Here is a 21,176-nt window from a genome sequence, read left to right on the forward strand (position 1 = left end):
AACTGGACCTCACGATCATCGCAGTCGCCATCGACACCCTGGGGCGTTCGTTCGGAGTCGGGATCTCGACGATCCAGTGGGTCAGCACCGGCTACATGCTCGCGCTGGCGATGGTGATCCCACTGACCGGCTGGTCGGTGGAGCGCTTCGGCGGCAAGCGGATGTGGATGCTGTCGCTGGCGTTGTTCCTCGTCGGGTCGGTGCTGTGCGGGATGGCCTGGTCAGCCGGCAGCCTGATCGCCTTCCGGGTGCTGCAGGGCATCGGCGGTGGCATGCTCCTGCCGCTGATGCAGACCATCCTCGCCCAGGCCGCCGGCCCGCGGCGGATGGGCCGGCTGATGGCCACGGTCGCCGTGCCCGCCCTGGTGACGCCCGTCCTGGGCCCGGTCATAGGCGGTGTGATCATCGACACCCTGAGCTGGCGCTGGATCTTCCTCATCAACGTGCCGGTCTGCCTGGCCGCCCTGCTGCTGGCCTGGCGGGGGCTGCCCGACATGCGGATCCCGGGCCGGCATCCGCTGGACGTCCGTGGGCTCGTGCTGCTCTCCCCGGCGCTGGCGGCGGTCGTCTACGGTTTCTCGGCGGCGGGCAGCCGGGGCAGCTTCACCGACCTCGAGGCGGTCGTCCCGCTGGTCGCCGGAGCGGCCCTGCTGGTCCTGTTCGTCGCGCATGCCCTGACGAGCGAGGCGGAGCCGATCATCGACCTGCGGATGTTCCGCAGCCGGTCCTTCACCGGCTCATCCGGGATCATGTTCCTCTCCGGGATCGCGCTGTTCGGCGCGATGTTCCTGCTCCCGCTGTACGAGCAGCAGGTCCGTGGGCGCAGTGCGGCCGAGGCCGGGCTGCTGATGGCCCCGCAGGGAATCGGCATGATGATCGCCATGGTTGTGGCCGGCCGGCTCGCCGACCGGGGGGCCGTCCGGCCGCTCGCCATCACCGGCCTGGTGCTCAGCGTGCTGGGTACCGCCGCCTACACCCAGGTCGGCACCGGCACCAGCGAGTGGCTGCTCGGCGCGTCCCTGGCCCTGCGCGGTGTCGGGCTGGCGGCGGTGATGATCCCTGTCATGTCAGCGGTCTACCACGGCCTGCACCAGGACGAGATCCCCCGCGCCACCTCGGCGGTGCGGATCTTCCAGCAGGTCGGCGGCTCCCTCGGCACCGCCGTGCTCGCGGTGGTCCTCGCCCACGGGATCGCTGACCGGGGCGGATCCGCCCGGGTGGACGCGGCCGGGCTGGCGGACGCCTTCGGGAACACCTTCTGGTGGACGCTGGCGCTCACCGCCGCCGCGGTACCGTGCGCCTTCCTGCTACCCGGCCGGAGGACGGCCGTCCCCTCGCGGCCGGCCGTCCCCCCGCAACCGGCCGTCCCCGTCCAGGGGAGCGATCCGGTCAGTGCAGACGCAGCGCGGCGGAGCTCGTGACCACCCGCTCCCACTCCTGCGCGTCGACCGGCGGGGTGGCCAGCGGCCGTGGGCCGTCCGGGCGCAGCCCGTCGAGGAGCAGGTCCAGATGGCGGCGCCACACCATCGGCGCGACCCGGTCGGTCGCGTCGACCAGGCTGGTCACCGTCCACAACAGGACGGAAATATCACGGTAGGTGACGTCCGGGCGTAGCCGGCCGGCCTTGCGGGCGGCCTCGAGCAGGCCGTCCACCACCCGGTGGATCTCCTCCCGCAGCGGCCGGCCGAGGGCCGAGTCCCACAGCCGGCTGTTGCCCCTGCCCTCGCTGGCGTGCCGTTCCACCAGGGTCCGCACGAACGTCTCCAGGCGCTCGCCGGGCTCGCGGTGCTCGCCGGCGGCCCTGGCTAGGCCCAGCATGCGCTCGAGGTAGGGCAGGGCGACCGCGTCCAGCAACGCGCCCTTGGTCGGGAAACGGCGGTAGACGGTGCCGATGCCGACTCCGGCGCGGCTGGCGACCTCCTCCATGGTGAAGGCGGGACCGCGCTCGCCGTACACCTCGGACGCCGCGGAGAGCACCCGTTCCCGGTTCCGCGCCGCGTCGCAGCGTAGCCGTTCCGGCGCTGTCGTCTCTGACAGCGCGGGCACGGACGAGGTTTCCGCGGTCCTGCTCATGACGACACGGTAGTAGTGTCACGCGGCGAACACAGCCGCTAGCAGGACTGTGTGGTCGCCGGAGCACCGCCGCGCGGCTCGGGCAGCGTCATGTTCCTGGCGGCCGGAGCCTCGCTGGCCGGGGTGCCGGTGGGCTGCCGGCGTAGCGGCACGATGGCGGCCGCCACCGCGGCGGCAACCATCGACACGGCCAGTACCGCGAAGCTCACGCTGTAGCCGTGCTCGCTCGGCAGCCCGCTCGCCAGGGCGCCGGAGGCCAGGATGCTGGTGACGACCTGGCTTCCGATCGACCCGCCGATGGTGCGGATGTTCGCGTTCATCCCGGTCGCGGCCCCGGTCTGGCCGGCCGGGACGGCCTCGATGATCAGGTTGGACATGGACGAGAACGCAAGCCCGATACCGAGGCCCTGGATGGTCGTGGCGACGAAGAACTCCCAGGGCTCGTGGTGCGCCACCGAGAGCATCAGGAACGGGACCGAGGCCAGCAGGGAACCCACCACCAGCGGCTGCTTGGCCCCGCGCCGGGCGGTGATCCGGCCGATCAGGGAGCTCATAATGATCATAGCTATGCTGCTGGGCAGCAGATACAGCCCGGAGACGGTGACCGAGGCGTCGAAGCCGTAACCGGCCTCCGGGGGCGCCTGCAGGAACGGCGGGATGACGATGAAGGTCGAGTACATTCCGACGCCGAGCAGCAACGCCGCCACGTTGGTCCACCACACGGCCGGGACGCGCATCATCGTCATGTCGATCAGCGGTACGGCGGAGCGTTCCTCCACCTGGATCCACAGCACGATCAGCACCACGGCCGCGCCGAACAGGCCCAGTGTGCCGCCGGACGTCCAGCCCCAGGCGCTGCCCCGGTTAAGCCCGAGCAGCAACGCGACCAGCCAGCCGGACAGCAGTGCCGCGGCCGGGAGGTTGACCCGTCCCGGGCTGCGCACCGGGGACTCCGGGATGAACAGCGCCGTTACCAGGGTGGCGAGCGCCGACATGATGAGCGGGATCCAGAACAGCCAGTGCCACGACAGGTGGTCGACCACCGGCCCGGCGATCACTATGCCGAGCGCGCTGCCGATACCGAGCATCCCCGACATCAGCCCGATGGCGCCGGGCACCCGGCGGGCCGGGAACTCGTCGCGGATGATGCCGAAGGACAGTGGGAACAGCCCGCCGCCGATCCCCTGGACCACCCGGGCGACGATGAGCACGCCGACCGAGCTCGTCAGCGCGGCCAGCAGCGATCCGGCGGTCAGCGAGGCATAGACGACGACGAGCATCTTCTTCTTGCCGAACATGTCGCCGAGGCGGCCCAGGATGGGTGTCGCGACCGAGGCGGACAGCAGGTAGGCGGTGAGCACCCAGGTCACCGTCGTCTGGGAGGTGTGCAGATCCCGCTGGACGACCGGCAGGGCCGGCAGCACCATCGACTGCAACAGTGTGTAACCGGCAGTACCGAGCGTAAGCGCGGCAAAAGTGATGGCGACCTGCTGGTCGCTGCGTTCTGTGGACATGGGCCTCCGTCCCGGACAAGCGGAATTGCCCTCCGGATCGTAACAGTTAAGTGGAGTTTGATTCCGCTTAATCGTCCGGTCACCCGGCGGCCCGAAGTCGGCCCAGCCGCTGGCGGCCGAGACTGCCGCAGCTCGCCGCAGGCGCCACGCGTGGCCGCTTCACGCCTCATCCGGCGTCGTGGCTGGTGTACTGGTTGCTGACCGGCCCTGACCGATTACGATCGATCATGTATGGTCGCCGTCAGTCGTGGGACGGCGTACCCTCCGCCAGCGCGGCGGCGAGCAGGAGGCGCAGGGCCGTGCGTTCCTGGGGGTTCAGCGTGTCGAGGATCCTGTCCTCGACGGCGTCCATCCCGCGTTCGGCGGCCGTGAGGGCGCTGCTGCCGGCGCGCGTGCGATAGACGAGGTGGCGCCGGCGGTCGGTGGGATCGCGCCGGCGTTCCACCCAGCCCGCGCGCTCGACCTCGTTGAGGAGCAGCACGAGGTTGTTCGCGTCCAGGCACAGCACATCGCCGAGATGTCGCTGGGGGACACCGGTGTCCTCGCTGAGATGGTTGAGGATCACGAACTGCTTGAGCGTCATGCCGAGCACGTCGTCGGTGGCCTCCCGGTACACGCGCCGGGCGAGGCGTGTCAACAGGACGATCAACCCTGAGGTGGTTGCGGCGACGCTCATGATTCCAACGATCTTATCATCGTGGTGTCAATATTGATTCGTTGATAGTCAACGGTATAGTGACTATTCCATGAGCGACATCATCGTTCCGGCTCCGGTCACACGCTCCCGCTCGCGGCGGCGATGGCTCGCCCTGCTCGTTGCCCTCACGGCGCAACTAATGATCATTCTTGACTCCAGCGTGGTGAACGTCGCGCTGCCCGTCATTCAGAACGACCTGCGCTTCAGCCAGGCCGACCTCACCTGGGTCGTCAACGCCTACATGATCAGCTATGGCAGCTTCCTGCTGGTCGCCGGCCGGCTTGGCGACCTTGTCGGCCGGAAGAAGGTCTTCCTCGCCGGCATGGCGCTGTTCACCGCCGCCTCGGCCGCCTGCGGGCTCAGCGACGGGCAGGAGTTCCTGATCGCCGCCCGTTTCGCGCAGGGCCTGGGCGGAGCGCTGGCATCGGCGACCATCCTCGCGTTCATCGTCACCGACTTCCCGCAGCCACATGAGCGGGCCCGGGCGATGAGCGTCTACCTGCTTGTCACCGTCAGCGGCGGTTCGCTCGGCCTGCTGCTCGGCGGTCTCCTCACGCAGGCCCTGGGCTGGCACTGGATCTTCGTCATCAACATCCCGATCGGCCTGCTCGCGTTGCCGGCCGCGGCCGTGTTCATCTCCGAACGCCCCGGCAGCGGCCTGCGGCAGGGGGCCGACCTGCCAGGTGCCGTCCTGGTCACCGCGGCGACGCTGATCGGCATCGACGCCATCGTGCAGGCGGCCGAGTACGGCTGGCTCTCGGGGTACACCCTTGGCCTCGGCGCGGTCGCGGTCGCGCTGCTCGGCGCATTCGCCGTCCGTGAGTCGCGCACGTCGAACCCGCTCGTTCCGGTACGGATCCTGCGGCTGCGCAGCCTCATCGGTTCCAGCGCCGTACGCGCGGTCGTGGCCGCCGGCATGTATGGGGTGTTCTTCTTCGGGGCGCTGTACCTGGAACAGGCCCTCGGGTACGACGCCGTCCACACCGGGCTGGCGTTTCTGCCGCAGACCGTCATGGTGGCCGTGCTCTCCGTCGGGATCACCGCCCGGCTCGTGTCCGCCTTCGGACCCGAGCGGGTCCTCATCTCCGGGCTGATTTCCATGATCGCTGGACTGCTGCTGCTCGCCTGGTCGCTCGGGGGTGAGCGCGTCGACTACTTCCCGGGGCTCTTCTTCGCCTTCATCCTGGTCGGGCTGGGGACCGGCGCGGTTTTCATGCCCCTGCTGACCATGGCCGTGGCCCAGGTCGCGCCCGCCGACGCCGGCCTGGCCTCGGGGATCGTCAACGTCTCCATGCAGATCTCCGCCGCGGTCGGCCTGGCCGCGCTGGGGACGCTGTCCAGCAACCGGACGGCCAGCCTGCTGGCCGACGGCCACAGCCAGCTCGCCGCGTTCACCGGCGGCTGCCGTCTCGGGGTGCTCACCGGCGCGGGATGCGTGGCGTTCGGCCTCCTGCTCGCCGTCACCGTGCTGCGCGCTCCCCGGAGCGGACGGAAAACCGCGGGCATCCCGGCCCAGCAGGCCAACGAGCCCACCCTGCCCGAACAGCCGGTCTCGTCATCGTGACGGTTCTCGTCCTTGCATCTCGTCCTCGTATTTCGTCCGCGCAGCTCGTCATCACGGTCCTCAGCTCCGTGGCTCTCATCCCCACAGCGCCCGGGCGACGGCCGTCCCGAGGACGGCGGCGCCGAAGGCGGCGAGGACGCTGCCGGCAACGTTCGCGGCGGCCAGCAGCCGGGCGCCGTCCTGCGCCAGCCGCAGCGTCTCGTAGGAGAACGTCGAATAGGTGCTCAACGCCCCGCACAGCCCGGTGCCGACCAGCAGGCCCACCCGGGCGGGGGCGGCGCCGGCCAGCACCGCCCCGCCGACCAGGCCGAGGACGCCGCTGGCGACCACGTTCACGGTGAACGTGCCCCAGGGGAAGAGCGTGTCGTGGCGGGCCTGCACCGCCCGGTCGGTCAGGTAGCGCGCCGGGGCGCCGACCATCGCCCCCGCGATCACCAGTAACCAGCTCACCGGTCCGCCGCCCGGCCGGTGTAGCGGATGACCTCGACCTCGTCGATGATCACCAGGCCTTCGGTGACGAGCTCGTCCAACTGGGGCAGGAACGCGCGGACCCGTGGCTCGTCGTCGACGATGACCACCGCCGTCGGCAGGTCCTGGCTCATCGACAGCAGCCGGGTGGTATGCACGACGGAGGAGGCGCCGAATCCCTCCAGGCCGCGGAACACGCTCGCGCCGGCCAGCCCGGCGGCATGGGCGCGATGCACGATCTCGGTTGCCAGCGGACGGTGATGCCACATGTCGCCCTCGCCCACGAACACCGTCAGCCGCAGTGCCCGCCCGGTCAGCCTCATCGCTTCCACCTCACTATCCGTGATGGTCCAGAGTGGTCGTCGGCGGTCGTCAGCGGCCGTTCCAGCGCACTGTCAGTGATCGTCCCGCCGTGGACGCCAGCCACACGGCGCCCAGCGCCAGCGCCGCGGTCGACGTCAGGTAGGCCAGTGCCGTCCCGGCCCGGCCGGCGTCGACGAGCCGCTCGGCGTCGACCGCGTAGGTGGAGAAAGTCGTGTACCCGCCGAGGACACCGGTGCCGAGGAAGGGGCGTAGCAGCGGATGCGCCGCGGGCAGCTCGGTGATCGCCGCCATCAGCAGGCCGATGGCGGCGCACCCCGTGGTGTTCACCAGCACCGTCGTCCACGGGAAGGCGCCGGCCGGGGCCGGCCAGAGCAGCGATGCCGCGTAGCGGGCACACGCCCCCGCCGCCCCGCCAAGCGAAATTACCGTCAGTAATAAAAATAGCCCCTGGCGCGGCTTCGGGTGTGGCGCTGGAATGTACGAATCCACGCCAGGATCGGCGGATTTGACGACTTTCCGTGATGGGGTGCTGTCCATACGCGCCTTCCTGGCTGGATAGCCTCCTATGCGGCCGGGTGCCACCAAGGTGGACGCCTCTACGCTTGTCGTTCCCGAACCCGCCGGAATCGGAGCATGCCCTGTGTGGACATACCACGACGCCCGATCGTCACGGGCGTTGCGCCTGGTGGTCATCGCCGCGTTGTGGCTCGGCGTGGTCGCGGCCTGCGGCGAGGAAGCCGGGCCGTCCGAGCCCGCCCCGCCCCCGGCGCGGGCTTCGGGAGCGGCGGCGAGCCCGCCGTCCCCGCGGTCGCCCCCGCCGTCGTCGACCGCCGTCGGCGGGGGCGGCGGGGCACAGCCGGTGAACGTGTACGCCGCCGCCGGGGCGAACCAGCTCAGCCCCGCCGTCCGCGGGGCCAGGCAGCTCGTCTATGTCCCGAACAGCGACAGCGACACCGTGGACGTGATCGACCCGGCGACCTTCCAGGTGGTCGACCATTTCGTGACCGGTGGCACTCCGCAGCACGTCGTCCCGTCGTGGGATCTGTCGACGTTGTACGTGACCAACAACACGGGTAACAGCCTCACCCCGCTCGACCCGGCCACCGGGAAGATAAAAGGGCCGAACATCCCCGTCGCCGACCCGTACAACATGTATTTCACGCCGGACGGGAAATACGCGGTCGTTGTCGCCGAGGCGCTGCAGCGGCTGGACTTCTACGACCCGAACACCTGGGAGCTGCGCACCCAGGTGAAGGTCGACTGCCCCGGCGTCGACCATGTCGACTTCGCCGCCGACGACTCCTTCTTCGTGGCCACCTGCGAGTTCTCCGGCAAGCTGGTCAAGGTCGACCTGCGGACGCTGTCGGTCGTCGGCTACCTGGTGGTCGGTGGCATGCCGCAGGACATCAAACTCGATCCGCGGGGCGAACTGCTCTACGTGGCCGACATGATGGCGGACGGCCTGCATATCATCGATCCGGTGCGGTTCCAGAAGATTGGTTTCCTGGCGACGGGCAAGGGCGTGCACGGCCTTTACCCGAGCCGGGACGCGACCGTGATGTACGCGTCGAACCGCGGCGAGGGCTCCATCTCCGTCATCGATTTCGCGACCCGCCAGGTCCGGCAGAAATGGCAGCTCCCCGGCGGCGGCAGCCCGGACATGGGCGGGGTGTCCGCCGACGGTTCGGTGCTGTGGCTGACCGGCCGCTACAACAGCGAGGTCTACGCGATCTCCACCAGGGACGGCGGCCTGCTGGCCCGCATCAAGGTCGGCCCCGGCCCGCACGGCGCCTGCGTCTGGCCCCAGCCCGGCCGCTACTCCCTCGGCCACACCGGCATCCTGCGCTGACGCGGCCGGCTCGCGAGACGGCCGTCGCCGCCGGGAAAAACCGGGAAAAGCCGAGAAAAGAACGTGTAGTGGACGGACGAGGTCACAGGGTGACCGACGCGGCGACGGGCGGGGTGCGCAGGGCGTGGAGGGTGGGGAGCAGGGTGGCGGACAGGGTGAGCGCGGCGGCTGATCCGGTCACCGCCAGGTAGATCCACAGCGGGCCGTGCGGCAGCGGCGAACCGCTGACCGCGAGGCTGAACGGCACCAGCGTGGTGATCGACACCAGCGTGCCGAGCATGATGCCGCCGGCGACCACCAGCACCGCCTCGGCGCTCATCATGCGCAGCACCTGGCCGTGGGTGGCGCCGGTCAGGCGTTGTACGGCGAACTCCCCACGACGTTCGGCGGTGGCCACGATCAGGGTGTTGACCAGCGAGAGCACCGTGTAGCAGATAATCATGAAGGCCAGCAGGTAGTTGATCCACATGCCGGTCCGCTCCTGCTGCGCGTGCGCCGAGCGCAGGGCGTCCTGGCCGGCCGCACGCAGGCCGGGATGGCCGGCGGCGAAGCGGGTGAGGGCCGCGAGGAGCGTGCCCGGTTCAACGTCGGGGGCGGCGCGTACCAGGATCTCCTGCGCCAGGCCGGTCCTGGTGTGCGGGGCGACGAGTTCGGCGGGCGCCAGCATGGTCTCGAACCCGTGGCGCGCGGTGAACAGCGCGACCACCTTCGCCGCGACCCTGGTGTTGTCGCCCAGCCACAGGGGCACGGTGTCACCGAGCCTGTAGCCGAAGTGCCGCGCGCTCGTCGTGGCCAGCGCCACCGTGTCGCCACGCATGTCGGCCAGGGTGCCGGCGGTCAGCGCGACCGGTGCGGTGCGGTCCGCGCCGTCGGCGGTGATGCCCCGCAGCGGCACGGTCTCCCGGTAGCCGGTCTCCGCGACCTCCTCGCTCTCCAGGTAGCCCTCGCTGTTCACCACCGCGCTGGCCTGGCCGACACCGGGCAGCGTGCGCACCGAGCGCACCAGGTCGACCGGGAAGCCGCCCGCGGTGGCGGTGAGCGCGGCGTCGGCGCGCAGGTTCTCGGTGTAGGCCCGGTCGGCGGCCGCGGACTGGGACGTCTGGAGGTACAGCAACGAGGTGGCCAGGCCGGTGGCAAGCATGACCGGTATGATCATGCCGGCTGTCCTGACCCGCCGTGTTCGCGCGTTGAGCAGGGCGAGATGGCCGGCGAGCCCGCACATCACACGAAGCGGTACGTACAGCACCGCTACGATCACTCTGGTCAGGCCGGGGCCGAGCAGCGCGAAACCGGTGGCCCACAACATGGCGGTCGGGCCGGCGGTGCTCGCCGCGACCGGGCCCTTCATCACCAGCGCGGTCACCAGGGTCAGGGCCATCCCGCCGGCCAGGAACAACACCGCGAACAGGATGCGCGGCCAGCTCACCCAGCGCCGCCGCAGGCCGGCCTCGACCAGCGCCTCGGTCGGCCGGGTGCGGGCCGCGGCCCAGCCGGCCGCCCAGGCGGCGAGCAGCGCGGTCAGCACGCTCACCGCCGAGCCGGCCAGCGTGGGCACGAAGCCCTGGTGGAACACGATCGCCGGGGTGGCGACACCGCCGTCGGTCAGCTGGCCGAACAGGAACCGCCCGACCGGCTCACCGAACGGGTAGGCGGCCAGGGTGGCCAGCAGGCCGAGGACCGCGGTCTCGCCGAGCACCAGCCGGCGCAGCTGGCCAGGGGTGCAGCCGATCGCCCGCAGCAGCGCCATCTCCCGCTGCCGTTGCTGCACGGAGAGGCCCAGGATGCCGGCCACCACGAAGACGGCCACCAGCACCGCGAGCCCACCGAACACGCCGGCCAGTACGATCATCGTCTCGCCGCCGTCCGCGGCGTCGGCGAACTCGGCCAGGCCGCGCTCGTTCCCGGTCAGCAGTATCGCGGGCGTGTCCTTCAACGCTGTTGCCAGCGCGTCGCGCAGCTGCCCGCCCCGGACGCCCGGCGCGGCCAGCACGCCGATCGCGTCCACCCGGTCGGCCGCGGGCACGATCCGGGCGACGTCGGGCTCGGCGAAGAACAACGCGCCCGCGGCCGGCCGCTCCGTGGACACCACACCGCTGACCCGGAACCGTGCGGGGACGCCGCGTACCACGACGTCGACCTGGTCGCCGACATGGACGCCGGCCCGTGCCGCGGTGGCCGCGTCCACCGCGACCTCGTGTTCGGCCGGCGCGGCGCCGTCGCGGACCCGGTATCGGCCGAGCGCGCTCGACGCCCAGGCGTGCCCGATCCGCTGATCGCCGTCGGTGACCGGTGTGCCGTCGCGCAGCGGCGCGGCGGGGAACGAGAGGTCCGGCACGGCATCGGCGACGCCGGGCACCGACCTGATCCTGGCCACCAGCGCGGCGTCCAGCCGGACCGGTTCCGGGTGCGACTGGTCGCCGGTGACCACGACATCGGCGGCGACCAGCCGCTGCGGCGGGACCGCGGTACGGATCCCGGTCTCCATGAGGCCGCCACAGGCCATCACCAGCACCGCGCCGAAGGCCAGCGCGGCGAACGACGCGGCGAAGCCGCCGGCGCGGTACCTCAGCGTCCGCAGGGCCAGGAGCGGCATCAGGACACCTGCCCGGCCGGCGTCCTGCCCCGCGCACCGAGCTTGGTCATCTGCTCGGCCAGTGCCTGTGCCGTCGGCTGGAGGATCTCGCCGACGAGCCGGCCGCCGGCCAGGAACACCACCCGGTCGGCGTGCGCGGCCGCGACGGGGTCGTGCGTGACGATCACAACGGTCTGGCCGCCGGTGCGGACCGCCTGCCGCAACAGGTCGAGGATCTCCAGGGACGTGTAGGCATCCAGCGCGCCGGTCGGCTCGTCAGCGAAGATCACCGAGGGCTGGGTGATCAGCGCTCTGGCGATGGCCACCCGCTGCTGCTGGCCGCCGGACAGCTCACCGGGCCGGTGCCTCCCGCGCTCGCCGAGCCCGACCCGCGCCAGCACCGCGTCCACCGTGCCTCGCCCGGGCCGGCGGCCGGCAAGGCGCACCGGCAGCGCGACGTTCTCCGCCACGGTGAGCGCGGGCAGCAGATTGAACGCCTGGAAGACAAAGCCGATTCTTTCGCGACGCAGAATGGTCAGCTCGCGTTCACCCAGGCTGGTGATCTCCCGGCCGTCCAGGGTCACCGATCCCGAGGTCGGGGTGTCCAGCCCGGCCGCGCAGTGCAGGCAGGTGCTTTTACCGGAGCCCGACGGGCCCATCACCGCGGTGAAGGTGTGGCGGCGGAACACGATCGACACCGAATCCAGCGCGACGACGCCGCCCCGGGAGCTGCCATAGACCTTTCGGACGGCATCCAGGCGCACGACATCGTCCGCCGCGGAACCGCGGGATGCGACCACAGTGTTCTGCTCCCCTGGTTGGATTCAGGTTCCCAGGAATTCTTTTTCATATGCGGACGCCCCGGTCCGGACTTACCTGTCCAGGTGAAGAGGCGCCAGGGAGAGAGGTCCAGGTTCGGTGAGCATGCGTCTGGCGTCGGCCAGTGGATCGACCGGCGGTCGCAGCAGCATCGTGGCGACGGCGCGGTGCAGGCGGGCGGCGGCGACCACCAGATAGGCCAGCAGCACGCACAGGACGGCGAATCCGATGGCGGCGAGCAGCGCGGTGGACAGGTCGTCGACCTTGATTCCGGTGCCGGGCCCGTCGTCCGGGAAATAGCCGAGCTGTACCCCGTGCTCGCCCGGAATAGACCAGTACCACAGGGGCAGGAGAGCCCCGGCCACACCGGCGATCCAGAGCAGCAGGGCGGTCAGGTCGAGTGCGAACAACAGAGGATAAAGCAGAATCAGATACACGCAGTCGCGTATCGTGGCCGGATCGGTCCACCGGGTCCTGGCCTGAGCCAGGATGCCGGGTTTCAGGACCGGCCGATAGGCGTTCGGGATGCGCCATCCGGCCAGCCCGGCGCGCAGCCGCTCGATCTGGGCGCAACCGCGGATGATGCCGGCCGCACCGACCAGTACCGGCACACCGAGCCAGAAGATGCCGGTAGCCGCGGCGACCGAGAGAAGACTGAGGCAGACCGCGAACAGCACGGTGCCGACCAGCAGGTATCCACCGAGATATCCGGCCGCGATCCACGGCGCCGAGGAGAGCGGGAGACGGATCGGATGCCGGCCGTGGCGCAACGGATCATTTTGTGGACTGGTCATCCGACGCTCCGTAGCAGCTCCTCGACCGCCGTGAGTCGTCTGGTCAGCCCCGCAAGTTCGGTTCTCAGCGTTTCCTGGTTGGCTACCGCCTGTTCGGCGAGCTTGCGGTAGCCGGCCATGGCCACCGCGTCGGCGCGGTGTTTCTGCAGGCTGAAGTACGAGACAACGCTCGCCGCGATGCCACCGATGACAATCAGCACGATGGCGATCGCGACCACGCCCCCGAACATGTCAGACTCCTTTCAGGTCATCTTCTCCTCCGGCGCCGGTCTCCTGGTCCTCTCGGAGCGCGGTGAGGATCGTGTCGGCGGTGAGCCGCAGCTCGAACGGGACCAGCTCGAAATGCTTCATCGCCTTGCCGTTCTCGGACAGTTCCAGGTGCCCGATCACCAGCTTGGCCTTCTCCAGCCGTTCGAGGTGCATGTACAGCAATGGGCGGGACAGGCCCAGCCTGCGGGCCAGTTCGCTGACGTGTACTCGTCCGGCGGCCAGTTCCGCGAGGATGCGTAGCCGCTGCGCGTGCCCCAGCGCGGTGAGCACGACGAGAAGCTCCTCGCTGTTCAGCGATTCCCCTCCCTGTCATGCCCATCTTTCACCTGTCAGAAAATACTGACAGGTGTCATGCGGCGCCGTCAACCCCTGGCGGTGAGTCGGCCTGGATCAGGTTTCGGTCAGTGCCGCGTCAGCGGCCGGACCGGTCACCAGGCTGGCCGCTGCCGGCATCGCCGCCGAGCCCTCCAGCGCCACCGCGATCTCCGCCGCCCACCCGCGCCCCTGCCTCCCGACCGGCCGCGCACACGCCGACCGTCCCGCTGGCCACCGGATACAGCCCCGGGGTTCCCCCCGCCCCTGCCCCCATCCCTGACGCCTCCGAAGTGTCGGGAACCATGAGATCGAGGGTGAAAGTGGTCGCTGTAGCAGCCACTTTCACCCTCGATCTCATGAACGCAGGCATGTTCGAGCGGACGCTCACCGGCCAGCCGCGGGTCTTCGAGTGTCAGCCGTGCCGTGGTGTGTGGGGGTGGTGGAAGATCAGGGCAGCCGGCACAACGGTTGTCCGGTCAGGTCGGCGATCAGCTCGAAGTCCTGGTCGCGGTGCAGGACCGTAAGCCCGGCGGCTTCCGCCGTCGCCGCGATCAGCAGATCGGGAACGCCTGGGGCCCGGTGGCGGCCGGCCGTGGCCAGCAGGCCCTGGACCTCGTAGGCGCGCCGGGTCACGGTGGCCGGCGTGTCCCAGTGGATGACCATGCGCGCGAGAGGCAGGGTGCCGAGAAGCTGGGCGTGTTCAGCGCCGTTACGGGCGGAATATCCCACCTCGAGCAGCGTGACCGCGCACACGTGCACCAGACCTTGATCGACTCGCTGTGACCAGACGGGCTCATCGGGATGGGTCGGTATGCGGACCATCGCCGACTTGTCGATGAGCCAGCCACCTGTCACGACCGGACCTGTCACGACCGGACCTGTCAAGACCAGGCTCCGCGCATCACGTCCTCGTCGGTGAGGTCCGAGATCAGCCCGCCCAGCCGCGCCCAGTCCGTCCGGGCAAGCGGGGGACGCGCGTCGCGGGATGCCCGCTCGGCTTCGGCGGCAAGCGTGCGGCGCAGGTACTCGACACGCGAAATGCCGGCCCGGGCGGCGGCGGCATCAAGCTCGGCAAGAACCGTGTCGGGTACGTCGCGCACCAGGATGTCGGCCACCAGTGTCACCTCGCAGGTCTGATATCAGATTCTTCGCTCATGATAGCATGATCGATTACGTGAGATGATCATTGAAGGTCCTGTCCCGGCCGGCCGGCGGGGCCAGACGCGGGCCATTGCCGCTGGTGCTCGAATGGCGCGGCGGTGCGATTTCCTGCCCCGTAATGCGGTTCGATCCGTCCGCCAGCCTTCAGGCTTGTCCGTGGCGCCAGCCGGGTCTGGCGTGGGCGTCGTCGCCACTCAGCCAGCAATGAATGCAATGCCAGCATTGGATTGCTGGAAGGGGCGATCAGGTGGGCCGGACCTGGAAGCCGACCTCCCATGCGTCCTCGGGCTCCTCCTCGATCCGGGCTTTCCACGTGTAACGGCGACCGGGAGTCAGAGGAAACGGCGTCATATTGATCGCGAGGGGTGCCGTAAGGGGGGAGCCCTTTGCCGCGCCGGCCGTTCTCCCTACTTCCACCCGGGCTTCCACCTTGATCGGCTGCGGTCCGACCGGCCCTGGCAGGACGACGGGAGAGCCATCCTCCTCGTGAAGCTCAAGATGGAGGGTAAGCGGCCTGTTGCCATGATCCCATGGGACCTCGATCAGCATGCCGATCGCAGCAGGGAAGGGGCCGGGGCCTGCAACATTCCAGCCACCGCCGAGGATGTAGAGCTTCCCTTCCGACACCTGGGCGGCATCGCACAGGATCATGGTGACTTTCATGCGACAGCGGCTCCTGGCGCCGGGGAGCGAAGCGTGACGGGGCCGCGCAGAATACGGACAAATGACGTAGATGCCGCCGTCGTGCCGGCGTCGGCAGAGAGCAGGACACGGTCAGAGCCCTTCACATGCGACTCGCTCAGCACGGTGGGGGTGGGAAACCGGTTTCCACGAGATGAGTCAGAGGTTTCGCCAGGTGGCGTAGCCGCGTGCCGTCGCCGCTCGGTTGTGGGCCGCATGGGTGCCTGCCTGCCGGGCGCGGACGGTCCACAGCCCGGCCACGTGGCAGGCGAAGGCGGTCAGGGCATCGTCGGATACGCCGGCCCAGCAGGTCAGCCCGGCCGCCCACCGCTCGGCCCGCTCCGGTGAATGCCCGGCGCCGACGAGGCGGATGATCAGGAACGCGGCGTCCACCCATCCGGCGCCCTGGGCCGGCCAGCCCCAGTCGACCACCCGGATCCGATCGTCCGCGATCATGAACTGGTGGGCGTGAAGGTCCGTGTGGATCAGCCTGTCCCCCGCGACAGCTTCGCTGACGGCGCTCGCGTGGCGGGCCGCCGCCGCGATATCCCAGCCGGGGAACGTGTCCGCTGGCAGCGCCTTCAGTTCCGCCCACGCCTTCCCGTTGCGCCATCGCTCGGAAAGCGGACGTAGATTATCGCCGGGCCGGCGGGCGATGCTGTCGACGACGGCACCGACGCGGGGCAGGTCGGGGGAACCGGGCGCGAGGTTCGCCGGCCGGCCGACGATGTGCTCGAAGCCGACCAGCAGCCAGCCGTCGAGTTGGCAGGCGAACCGTGTACTGGGCGCGATACCGGCGGCCAGGTGCCCGTAGGTGTGTTCGTTGCGCAGCCAGCGCGCCCGGCGGCCCTCGCCATGGACGGCCTTGACGAACAGCCGCTCGTCGTCCGTGTCGACGACGGCGGCGAGGTCGCAGCCGTCCCCCTCATCTACCGCGCTGGTGGAGGTGATGGGTCCGGTGTGCGCCTCGACCGCGTCGCGGACCTGTGTGGGCAGGTCGTTCCATTTCATCGGAAAGATCGGCTCCGTCTACCTGGGGATGCGGCCGTCCTTGTTCTCGTCGCCATCCCTGCCGCTTGCCGAGCACTCGTCAGGGTCGCACCTGGCGCTCGTCAACCACAGCTCATGGTCGACGACGTATCCAGCTTGCTCGATGAAGGTGATCGTAGAGGCGTGCCTGGTTGGAGCGGTTGTGAGGTTGGGCGGCGTGTCGTCCGGCACGTGGTGGATGAAGTGGCCGGCGATCTGCCGGCAGAACAGCGAGTACTCCTTGGTGTGCAACAGGAAGGTGTGCCAACCCATGTCCACGGTGTGGCTGGGCCTGTGCGGCGTCTCGAGGTCCGTGCCGCACGCGGCGAGGAAGGCGAGAGACTGGTCGATGACTCGCTCCGCGTACTCGCGGTCGACAAGATGATCGGCCGCGAGCCGGGCGGACAGCCGGTTGAACAGCTTCGGCGCGACAAGGTCGCGGCCTCTGCGGGTGACGACCGTCGTTGGCGTGGACATGCTGCTCTCCTCTACCTATCGCTGTGGTAGGCGCAGACTCCCGGCGACTTGGTCGGCGGGGATGCCGCCGAAGGCGGGCGCCGAAGAAAAGCCTGTCAGTACAACTCTGCTTACTGAACGGACGTAGCGGCGTATTCTGCTGGCGCGCGGCGTCATGTCTGGGACGCTGTGGGTGAGTATCCAGCGGCAGGGGTGGTCAGACCGGTGACGGAAACAGGCCTCGGGGATCGACTTGCGCAGGTGCGCCGACGGCGGGGACTGACCCAGGAGGAACTGGCGGAACGGTCCGGAGTTTCGGTCGCTGTGATCAATAAACTGGAACAGGGACAACGGGATAGCGTCCGGGTCGCGACTCTGCACGCACTCGCGCGTGGACTGGATATCCGGACGGCTGAGCTGTTCGAGGGAGCCGCTTACATGGACGACACGGAGGAACACGGGAGAGCGGCGCTGCTGCCCCTACGCCGGGTTCTGGAGCCGAGTCCGGCAGAGCGGCTGGACCCGGCAGCGCCTGTTTCGGCGGTGACGCTGCGCGCGATGGTCGAAGACGCGGCGCGGCTCTATAACGACTCGCGGCTGAACGAGGCCGTCACCGAGCTTCCCGCTGTACTGACCGCGGCTCGTGCGGCCGCGGCGGAGGACGACGAGAGCGACGGCATGGAGGCCAACCGGCTCCTTGCATCCGCGTACATCATCGCCGGCTCCGTGCTGATCCAGCTTCGGTACGAAGACCTCGCCTACGGCGCCCTCCGACAGGCGGGAGAGACAGCGGAGATGGTCGGCGACGACGTCATCCGGGGATCAACCGCCTCATACCTCGCGTGGATCTTTCTGCGACAGGGTCGATTCGCGGATGCGGAGAACACAGCCGTTCAGATGGCAGAGGAGATCGAACCCTCATTGACGAGGAGCACTCCCGCGCACATCTCGGTGTGGGGACGGCTGCTGGTCAGAGCTTCGGCTTGCGCGGCGCGCAACAACCGGCCGGAGCGTGCGCGTGATCTACTGAACCTGGCCCGGTCAGCCGCCGTACGCGTGGAACGGGACCGGCTCGACTACGGCGAGTACTTTGCATCCTTCGGCCCGACAACCGTAGCCACGATGGAGGTGGAGATGGCGATGACCATTGGCGACGCGGCACGCGCGCTGGCGCTGGCGCTGGCACGCAATGTGCCGCCCACCACGCACATTCCGCAGTCGACTTGGTCCCGTCACCTGCTTGCCGTGGCCGAAGCGCAGACAGCGGTGCGGGAGTACAACGCGGCCATCCAAACTGTCGGCCAGCTTCAGGGGACGGCCCCTGAGTGGCTGCGTAACCAGCGGCTTGCACACCAGATAGTTCGCGATCTTCTTGACGCGGCGACCGTCCGGCGCGCCCGAAAGGTCGGCCTTGCAGGGCTTGCGGCGTCTATGGGCGTGCGACCGTAGTTACAGACGCCACCGACGAACCGGACAGTGGAGATGGCCTGGGTACACCGCTGGGTACATGACGATCACTTCGGGGTCGGGTCAGTGACGAAGGCCCAGGTCAGGAGGGAGCCGGCGAGGGGATTCGAACCCCTAACCGCTCGATTACAAGTCGAGTGCGCTGCCAGTTGCGCCACGCCGGCCGGTCCGAGGACGCTTCCTAGCGTAGGGCATCGGGGGAGGATCACGCGCCTCGGGGCCGAGTGATCGTTGGGACGCCGGTCGCGTCACCGTTCTGCCGCCTGCTGTTGACCGTACCGGCGCCGCTGCCGGGGGTTGAGGCTGCCGAGGGCTGACAAGGTGCCGGCCGGGGATGCGCCCGGCCTGTGGGTGACCACGCGTCCCCGGTCGTGAGGGGTGAGGGCTGCTGCGTCGGGAGCGCGTCCCGGGATGGTTGGTCAGGAGTAGACCGTGAGCATCGGGCCCGGTTGCGGGGTGTTGTCCGTCCCGAGTTCGATGTCTGCCGCGCCGTTGTCCTGCCAGAATGCGACGGCGCCTCGTACGTCCTGGTTTTCTATCAGGTCGGTCAGGCGTTCGTAGCGGGCGAGCGACTGCCGGATGAGCTGCTGCCCGGCCGCCTCGGGAATTTTCCGCAGGACGGCTTCGTGCTCCTTTCGGAGAAGGGCCGAGACGAGTTCCGCCATCAGGATCAGAGTTCTGTTGTGGGATGACCGCACGACCAGGATGCGGAATTCGGCGGACGGCCGGGAGAAATCGAGAATGCTGCGTGAGCGGGCGGCGGCCAGCAGGCAGTCGCGCATGCCCCGCAGGTCCGATCCGCTCCGGTGGGCCGCCGCCAGCGCCACCGCGCCCGGTTCCATCACCGCCCGTGCCTCGAGCAGGTCCCGGACGGAGGTGCCCTGCATCTGCAGCCGCAGGCCGGCCTGCCGGGCGAGCACCCGGGTGTCCGGCTCCTGGACGAGTGGCCCCAGGTGGGAGCCGCGCCGAAGGACGATCAGGGACTCGGACTCGAGGATGCGCAGCGCCTCGCGCATTGTCGGCCTCGCGACACCGTACACGTCCATCAGCTCGCTCTCCGGCGGGAGATGCTCGCCGGGCCTGACCTCGCCGCGTGCCATCCTGCCCCGGAGGTCGTCGGCGACCAGCTCGGAGAACTTGCTGAACCTCGGCCCGCGTTCCGGCCCGAACATATTGACAGCCCTTGTCGTCCTGGCGGTTCTCGTCGTCCTGACAGCCATTGTCGCCCGCCTCCTCGCTGAAGCGTGAGAAGCCATGCTAACCGCGGAAGAGTGTCATGATCCGGCGCGGCCGGATTCTTGTGAGGCCGCCCACGCCGTGTGAATCCACCCACACCGGTGTTCGCTGGCCATTGTTTTGGGTTTCCGGTAGGTTGGCGAGCTGACCGGGCGCCGCGCCGTCACCGCTGGCTGACACATCGCCGTATCCACGCTGCCACCACGGATGACGGTTTATGTACCACTGCCGGTTGGGGGTGGGTAGGGAGTATTAGAGTGCTGACGCCGCCATTTCCGCGCCGCTGACGTGACGGCCCGGGATATCCGGGCCCACGGGCTGGTGTATCCGTCCGGTGGTGGCCGGTGTATCCGCCCGGGGGTACCGACGGTGTGCGAGAGGATGCGAGAGGAGAGGCCACGAAATGGAGTGGGACGAACCGTCGCCCGCTGTCGCCGCGTCCCGCCTCGGGCATTCGATCAAGCGGGCCGAGCAGGCGCTCATCCGGGAGAAGACCCGGGCGCTGCGTGACGTCGGCCTGTCCGTCCCGCAGTACACGGTACTGCTCACCCTTGCCGGCTCGCCGGGGCTTTCCGGCGCCCAGCTCGCCCGCCGATGTATGGTCACGCCCCAGTCGATGGCGAGCCTGCTGCTCACGCTCGAGGCGAAGGAGCTGATCGTGCGTGAGCGGTCGGACGTCCACGCCAAGGTCTTCCAGTGCCGGCTGACCCCCGCCGGCCGGACGCTGCTGGACCGGGCGGACGCCGTCGCCCTCGCGGTCGAACAGCGCCTCACCGCGGTCTTCACCCCCGCCGAGTCGGAGGAGTTCCGCTCCCTGCTCGAACGGACCGTCGCCATCCTCGACGACGAGACCGGACGCTCCGCCCCGGCCGTGTTGCCCGCATCTGCCGGGCTGCCCGCATCTGCCGTGTCGTCCGCACCCGCCTCGACAGCGCACTGGTCACAGGTGGTCGGCCAGTAGCACGGTAGGCCGGCGGCACCGGCCGGCTTCGGGCCAGGGGACGCGCGGGAGGCGGCTCAGAGCGGGAGGCGGCTCAGAGAAGGTGCGCCGCCGCCGCGTCCAGCCGGCGGCGGCGGGCTATCTCGGCCAGCGCCACGCCCGCGGCGACCCCGGCGTTGAGCGACTCGACATCCCCGGCCATCGGGATCCGCACGGTCAGGTCGCAGTGCTCCCCGACCAGCCGCGACAGGCCGCGGCCCTCCGAGCCGACGACCAGCACGAGCGGGTCGGAGGCCATCTCCAGGTCGTCCAGGCTGACCTCGCCGTCCGCGGCGAGCCCCACCACGAACAGGCCGGCCTGCGCCCAGCCGGTCAGCGCGCGCACCAGGTTCGTCGCCCGCGCCACCGGCAGCCGGGCCGCGGTGCCGGCCGACGTCTTCCAGGCCGCCGCCGTGACGCCGGCCGCCCGCCGTTCGGGCACCACGACCCCGTGCGCGCCGAACGCCGCCGCCGACCGGACGACCGCCCCGAGGTTACGCGGGTCGGTCACGCCGTCCAGAGCCACCAGCAGCCCGGGCGGTGCTTCCTGAGCGCGGGCGAGCAGGTCGTCGGGATGGGCGTAGCGGAACGGCGGCACCGACAGCGCCAGCCCCTGGTGCGGCGCGGAACCGCACAGCCGGTCCAGCTCGCCGCGCGCGACGTCCGCGACGGCCACCCCGGCGGGTGGGGCCAGCCGGCGGGCCTCGTCGAGGCGTTCGTCGTACTCGGTACCGGCGGCCACGTAGAGGACGGACGCGGGGACGCCCGCCCGCAGCGCCTCGACCACCGCGTTACGGCCGACCACCAGCTCCTCGGGCTCGTCGCGGTCCCCGCGGCCGGCGGAGCGCCCGCCGCGGGCCGGGCCGGCCCAGGCGGATCCAGCCGGGCGGCCCTGCCGTGGCGCACGG

At 70.0% G+C, this 21,176-nt stretch carries 23 protein-coding genes and 1 tRNA gene; 5 read left to right on the forward strand and 19 right to left on the reverse strand.

All coding sequences use genetic code 11. The features are described 5' to 3' along the window. Positions 1–1,421: DHA2 family efflux MFS transporter permease subunit (locus NBW84_RS10870; RefSeq protein ID WP_250284186.1), on the forward strand; the 1,421-nt coding region annotated here is incomplete at its 5' end. Here the strand turns inward: NBW84_RS10870 and NBW84_RS10875 are convergent. The 3 genes from NBW84_RS10875 to NBW84_RS10885 form a co-directional block, all read right to left on the reverse strand. Further along, positions 1,390–2,046 (reverse strand): TetR/AcrR family transcriptional regulator, encoded by a 657-nt coding sequence (locus NBW84_RS10875; RefSeq protein WP_250284187.1) that lies wholly within the window; start codon positions 2,044–2,046, stop codon positions 1,390–1,392. The two genes, NBW84_RS10870 and NBW84_RS10875, sit on opposite strands and share 32 nt — an antisense overlap. Before the next feature lie 65 nt (positions 2,047–2,111). Further along, complete coding sequence (locus tag NBW84_RS10880; RefSeq protein ID WP_250284190.1) at positions 2,112–3,587, reverse strand: MFS transporter; 1,476 nt, start codon at positions 3,585–3,587, stop codon at positions 2,112–2,114. Positions 3,588–3,828: 241 nt separating this feature from the next. Next, entirely contained in the window at positions 3,829–4,263 is a 435-nt protein-coding gene (locus NBW84_RS10885) for a MarR family winged helix-turn-helix transcriptional regulator (protein ID WP_250284192.1), read from the reverse strand. A gap of 70 nt (positions 4,264–4,333) precedes the next feature. Here NBW84_RS10885 and NBW84_RS10890 point away from each other — a divergent pair, with 70 nt between their 5' ends. Further along, on the forward strand, positions 4,334–5,848 hold the full coding sequence (locus tag NBW84_RS10890; protein WP_250284193.1) for an MFS transporter: 1,515 nt from the start codon (positions 4,334–4,336) through the stop codon (positions 5,846–5,848). Positions 5,849–5,923: 75 nt separating this feature from the next. On the opposite strand, the gene NBW84_RS10895 is transcribed toward NBW84_RS10890, so the two are convergent. Genes NBW84_RS10895 through crcB form a run of 3 tightly spaced genes read right to left on the reverse strand, consistent with a single transcriptional unit; the run spans position 5,924 to position 7,177 of the window. Continuing rightward, positions 5,924–6,298: a fluoride efflux transporter FluC gene (locus NBW84_RS10895; RefSeq protein ID WP_250284196.1), complete on the reverse strand. Its 375-nt coding sequence runs from the start codon at positions 6,296–6,298 to the stop codon at positions 5,924–5,926. Beyond that, positions 6,295–6,639, reverse strand: coding sequence for a DUF190 domain-containing protein (locus NBW84_RS10900; RefSeq protein WP_250284197.1), 345 nt, complete (start codon positions 6,637–6,639; stop codon positions 6,295–6,297). Before NBW84_RS10900 ends, NBW84_RS10895 begins: the two co-directional genes overlap by 4 nt. Before the next feature lie 49 nt (positions 6,640–6,688). Further along, a complete protein-coding gene (gene crcB, locus NBW84_RS10905) occupies positions 6,689–7,177 on the reverse strand; it encodes a fluoride efflux transporter CrcB (RefSeq protein ID WP_250284199.1) in 489 nt (162 codons plus the stop codon). Between the two features lie 103 nt (positions 7,178–7,280). Here crcB and NBW84_RS10910 point away from each other — a divergent pair, with 103 nt between their 5' ends. Further along, positions 7,281–8,489 (forward strand): YncE family protein, encoded by a 1,209-nt coding sequence (locus NBW84_RS10910; RefSeq protein ID WP_250284201.1) that lies wholly within the window; start codon positions 7,281–7,283, stop codon positions 8,487–8,489. Positions 8,490–8,571: 82 nt separating this feature from the next. On the opposite strand, the gene NBW84_RS10915 is transcribed toward NBW84_RS10910, so the two are convergent. From NBW84_RS10915 to NBW84_RS10960, 10 genes are all read right to left on the reverse strand, one after another. Continuing rightward, positions 8,572–11,082, reverse strand: coding sequence for an FtsX-like permease family protein (locus NBW84_RS10915; protein WP_250284204.1), 2,511 nt, complete (start codon positions 11,080–11,082; stop codon positions 8,572–8,574). Further along, entirely contained in the window at positions 11,082–11,861 is a 780-nt protein-coding gene (locus NBW84_RS10920) for an ABC transporter ATP-binding protein (RefSeq protein ID WP_250284206.1), read from the reverse strand. Before NBW84_RS10920 ends, NBW84_RS10915 begins: the two co-directional genes overlap by 1 nt. Before the next feature lie 72 nt (positions 11,862–11,933). Next, positions 11,934–12,674 carry a sensor domain-containing protein gene (locus NBW84_RS10925; RefSeq protein ID WP_250284208.1) on the reverse strand — a complete coding sequence of 247 codons (741 nt, stop codon included), beginning with the start codon at positions 12,672–12,674 and terminating at the stop codon, positions 11,934–11,936. Beyond that, the gene (locus tag NBW84_RS10930) at positions 12,671–12,904 is read right to left on the reverse strand and encodes a hypothetical protein (protein WP_250284210.1); all 234 of its coding nucleotides are present in this window, start codon (positions 12,902–12,904) and stop codon (positions 12,671–12,673) included. The genes NBW84_RS10925 and NBW84_RS10930 overlap by 4 nt, the downstream gene beginning before the upstream one ends. Before the next feature lies 1 nt (position 12,905). Further along, a complete protein-coding gene (locus NBW84_RS10935; RefSeq protein WP_445548572.1) occupies positions 12,906–13,238 on the reverse strand; it encodes an ArsR/SmtB family transcription factor in 333 nt (110 codons plus the stop codon). Between the two features lie 468 nt (positions 13,239–13,706). After that, the gene (locus NBW84_RS10940) at positions 13,707–14,129 is read right to left on the reverse strand and encodes a PIN domain nuclease (protein ID WP_250284215.1); all 423 of its coding nucleotides are present in this window, start codon (positions 14,127–14,129) and stop codon (positions 13,707–13,709) included. A gap of 11 nt (positions 14,130–14,140) precedes the next feature. Beyond that, positions 14,141–14,374: a type II toxin-antitoxin system VapB family antitoxin gene (gene vapB / locus NBW84_RS10945; protein WP_250284218.1), complete on the reverse strand. Its 234-nt coding sequence runs from the start codon at positions 14,372–14,374 to the stop codon at positions 14,141–14,143. A gap of 289 nt (positions 14,375–14,663) precedes the next feature. Next, a complete protein-coding gene (locus tag NBW84_RS10950; RefSeq protein WP_250284220.1) occupies positions 14,664–15,083 on the reverse strand; it encodes a DUF6941 family protein in 420 nt (139 codons plus the stop codon). 177 nt (positions 15,084–15,260) lie between these two features. Beyond that, complete coding sequence (locus NBW84_RS10955; protein ID WP_250284221.1) at positions 15,261–16,112, reverse strand: hypothetical protein; 852 nt, start codon at positions 16,110–16,112, stop codon at positions 15,261–15,263. Positions 16,113–16,130: 18 nt separating this feature from the next. Continuing rightward, positions 16,131–16,607 (reverse strand): glycine-rich domain-containing protein, encoded by a 477-nt coding sequence (locus NBW84_RS10960; RefSeq protein ID WP_250284222.1) that lies wholly within the window; start codon positions 16,605–16,607, stop codon positions 16,131–16,133. A 204-nt stretch (positions 16,608–16,811) separates the two neighbouring features. On the opposite strand from NBW84_RS10960, the gene NBW84_RS10965 reads away from it, so the two are divergent. Beyond that, the gene (locus NBW84_RS10965; RefSeq protein ID WP_250292769.1) at positions 16,812–18,035 is read left to right on the forward strand and encodes a helix-turn-helix domain-containing protein; all 1,224 of its coding nucleotides are present in this window, start codon (positions 16,812–16,814) and stop codon (positions 18,033–18,035) included. A gap of 109 nt (positions 18,036–18,144) precedes the next feature. On the opposite strand, the gene NBW84_RS10970 is transcribed toward NBW84_RS10965, so the two are convergent. Together NBW84_RS10970 and NBW84_RS10975 are read right to left on the reverse strand one after the other, a co-directional pair. Continuing rightward, a tRNA-Thr gene (locus NBW84_RS10970) sits at positions 18,145–18,217 on the reverse strand. A 255-nt stretch (positions 18,218–18,472) separates the two neighbouring features. After that, positions 18,473–19,273 (reverse strand): GntR family transcriptional regulator, encoded by an 801-nt coding sequence (locus tag NBW84_RS10975; protein ID WP_250284225.1) that lies wholly within the window; start codon positions 19,271–19,273, stop codon positions 18,473–18,475. A gap of 419 nt (positions 19,274–19,692) precedes the next feature. On the opposite strand from NBW84_RS10975, the gene NBW84_RS10980 reads away from it, so the two are divergent. Beyond that, complete coding sequence (locus NBW84_RS10980) at positions 19,693–20,250, forward strand: MarR family transcriptional regulator (RefSeq protein WP_250284227.1); 558 nt, start codon at positions 19,693–19,695, stop codon at positions 20,248–20,250. A 73-nt stretch (positions 20,251–20,323) separates the two neighbouring features. Here the strand turns inward: NBW84_RS10980 and rlmB are convergent. After that, positions 20,324–21,176: 23S rRNA (guanosine(2251)-2'-O)-methyltransferase RlmB (gene rlmB, locus NBW84_RS10985; RefSeq protein ID WP_250284229.1), on the reverse strand; the 853-nt coding region annotated here is incomplete at its 5' end.

It is taken from the genome of Protofrankia sp. CiP1_Cm_nod2 (genome assembly GCF_920664355.1).
Classification (GTDB): Bacteria; Actinomycetota; Actinomycetes; order Frankiales; family Frankiaceae; genus Protofrankia.

What these genes read in the sequence shown, in the direction of transcription:
- NBW84_RS10880 (WP_250284190.1), bottom strand. Translation starts at nt 3,587, where the DNA reads ATGTCCACAGAACGCAGCGACCAGCAGGTCGCCATCACTTTTGCCGCG.
- NBW84_RS10885 (WP_250284192.1), bottom strand. Translation starts at nt 4,263, where the DNA reads ATGAGCGTCGCCGCAACCACCTCAGGGTTGATCGTCCTGTTGACACGC.
- NBW84_RS10890 (WP_250284193.1), top strand. Translation starts at nt 4,334, where the DNA reads ATGAGCGACATCATCGTTCCGGCTCCGGTCACACGCTCCCGCTCGCGG.
- NBW84_RS10900 (WP_250284197.1), bottom strand. Translation starts at nt 6,639, where the DNA reads ATGAGGCTGACCGGGCGGGCACTGCGGCTGACGGTGTTCGTGGGCGAG.
- crcB (WP_250284199.1), bottom strand. Translation starts at nt 7,177, where the DNA reads ATGGACAGCACCCCATCACGGAAAGTCGTCAAATCCGCCGATCCTGGC.
- NBW84_RS10915 (WP_250284204.1), bottom strand. Translation starts at nt 11,082, where the DNA reads ATGCCGCTCCTGGCCCTGCGGACGCTGAGGTACCGCGCCGGCGGCTTC.
- NBW84_RS10925 (WP_250284208.1), bottom strand. Translation starts at nt 12,674, where the DNA reads ATGACCAGTCCACAAAATGATCCGTTGCGCCACGGCCGGCATCCGATC.
- NBW84_RS10930 (WP_250284210.1), bottom strand. Translation starts at nt 12,904, where the DNA reads ATGTTCGGGGGCGTGGTCGCGATCGCCATCGTGCTGATTGTCATCGGT.
- NBW84_RS10950 (WP_250284220.1), bottom strand. Translation starts at nt 15,083, where the DNA reads ATGAAAGTCACCATGATCCTGTGCGATGCCGCCCAGGTGTCGGAAGGG.
- NBW84_RS10955 (WP_250284221.1), bottom strand. Translation starts at nt 16,112, where the DNA reads ATGAAATGGAACGACCTGCCCACACAGGTCCGCGACGCGGTCGAGGCG.
- NBW84_RS10960 (WP_250284222.1), bottom strand. Translation starts at nt 16,607, where the DNA reads ATGTCCACGCCAACGACGGTCGTCACCCGCAGAGGCCGCGACCTTGTC.
- NBW84_RS10975 (WP_250284225.1), bottom strand. Translation starts at nt 19,273, where the DNA reads ATGGCTGTCAGGACGACGAGAACCGCCAGGACGACAAGGGCTGTCAAT.
- NBW84_RS10980 (WP_250284227.1), top strand. Translation starts at nt 19,693, where the DNA reads ATGGAGTGGGACGAACCGTCGCCCGCTGTCGCCGCGTCCCGCCTCGGG.